Origin of the sequence: Endozoicomonas sp. ONNA1 (assembly GCF_024606325.1) — a bacterium.
In the GTDB taxonomy this organism is placed as follows: Bacteria; Pseudomonadota; Gammaproteobacteria; order Pseudomonadales; family Endozoicomonadaceae; genus Endozoicomonas_A.
Genome location: NZ_JAHHPN010000795.1, coordinates 1 through 1351 on the forward strand (window position 1 = coordinate 1; position 1351 = coordinate 1351).

Sequence of the window (1351 nt, forward strand, 5' to 3'; positions counted from 1 at the left end):
GGGGATTTGGATCAGGTGGAGAAGTCACTGGCAGAAGGAGTCAATGTCAATGCCGCTATATATAGTGATTTCACTCCCTTGATGTTGGCATCTCGTAAGGGGCACAAGTACATCGTCGAACGCCTGATCAACGCCGGGGCGGATCTCAACGCCCGGTTTGAGGATGGCGGCACCGCATTGTGCATCGCTGCCCAAGAAAATAAGAATGACTGCGTAAAATTCCTGATCGAAGCCAAAGCGGATGTCAACGCCCAGAGTAAGAATGGTGTCACCCCGATGCTCATCGCTGCCCACCAGGGCCATACTGACATCCTGAAAAGCCTGATCGAAGCCAAAGCGGATCTCAACGCCCCGGCTAAGAATGGTGCCACCCCGCTGTCCATCGCGACCGAGCTGGGCTATACCGACTGCGTTAACCTCCTGATCAATGCCGGGGCAGAGTGGGAAGGAGAGGCGGTGAATGAAACAGAAGTAATGTGTCATTTTCTCTAGCAGCCTGTCGGACTTAAGGCTGTCCTACTGCGGTTCATCCCAATATTGGGCAAGGGATGCACTGCGGTCGGACATGACCCTCTAGCTGTAGGAATCCCCGTCGCTAAGAGGGTATCAATTTAAGCAGCAGTGCCAATAGGCAGTTACCTTAACTGGAAACACCACAGGCCATGCGGGCACCGCCACCACCTAGTTTTTTGGGGTGATCGGAATGATTGTCGCCACCAGCGTGAATCATCAATGAGCGACCTTTTAAATCAGCTAATTTCAAGCGTGGTGCTAACACCGCTTGATTAGCATAACCATGGTGATCAACATAAAGAGCGGGCAAATCACCGAGATGACCATCTCCCCAGGAAGCAGCATGCTTTTTAGTGCCGTGAGGGTCATAGTGTCCACCTGCTGCCAGGCCTGCTACCCACTTACCGTTTTTTTGTTTGGCATCGCAGCTGGGATTTTGATGCACATGAAAACCGTGTAATCCAGGCGTCAGGCTATTGAGATCTGGGGTCAACACAACACCGTATTCCATTTCGCTAGCTGTCACAGTACCAATAGTTTTTTCTACCCCTTGCGCGCTTACCAGATTCATAGGAATGTTAATGTCTGCGATTGCTGGCAACGCTAGTGTCGCTGCAAGTAGCACAATATACTTTTTCATAATATCGTCCTCAAAATTTATAAGTTAGCGAAACAGCCGCATTCGCATCAGGACTATTAAAAAGTCTGTCTAGCATCAGCTCAAGGTAAAAGAATCTATCTTGGCGATAAAGATAATCTATTGAACGGCATGAATAATCAGGCTAAGTACTCAGCCATACGGAATCGAATATTTCTGGCTTATTGGGCAGGTGCTCTG

At 49.4% G+C, this 1351-nt stretch carries 2 protein-coding genes; one reads left to right on the forward strand and one right to left on the reverse strand.

Annotated elements, in window-relative coordinates; all coding sequences use genetic code 11:
- The coding region (locus tag KDK19_RS18960) for an ankyrin repeat domain-containing protein (RefSeq protein ID WP_257292625.1) at nt 1-492 on the forward strand (492 nt) is incomplete at its 5' end.
- A 148-nt stretch (nt 493-640) separates the two neighbouring features.
- Here the strand turns inward: KDK19_RS18960 and sodC are convergent.
- The gene (sodC, locus tag KDK19_RS18965) at nt 641-1153 is read right to left on the reverse strand and encodes a superoxide dismutase [Cu-Zn] SodC (protein ID WP_257255467.1); all 513 of its coding nucleotides are present in this window, start codon (nt 1151-1153) and stop codon (nt 641-643) included.
- Nucleotides 1154-1351 lie beyond the last annotated feature (198 nt).

What these genes read in the sequence shown, in the direction of transcription:
- sodC (WP_257255467.1), bottom strand. Translation starts at nt 1,153, where the DNA reads ATGAAAAAGTATATTGTGCTACTTGCAGCGACACTAGCGTTGCCAGCA.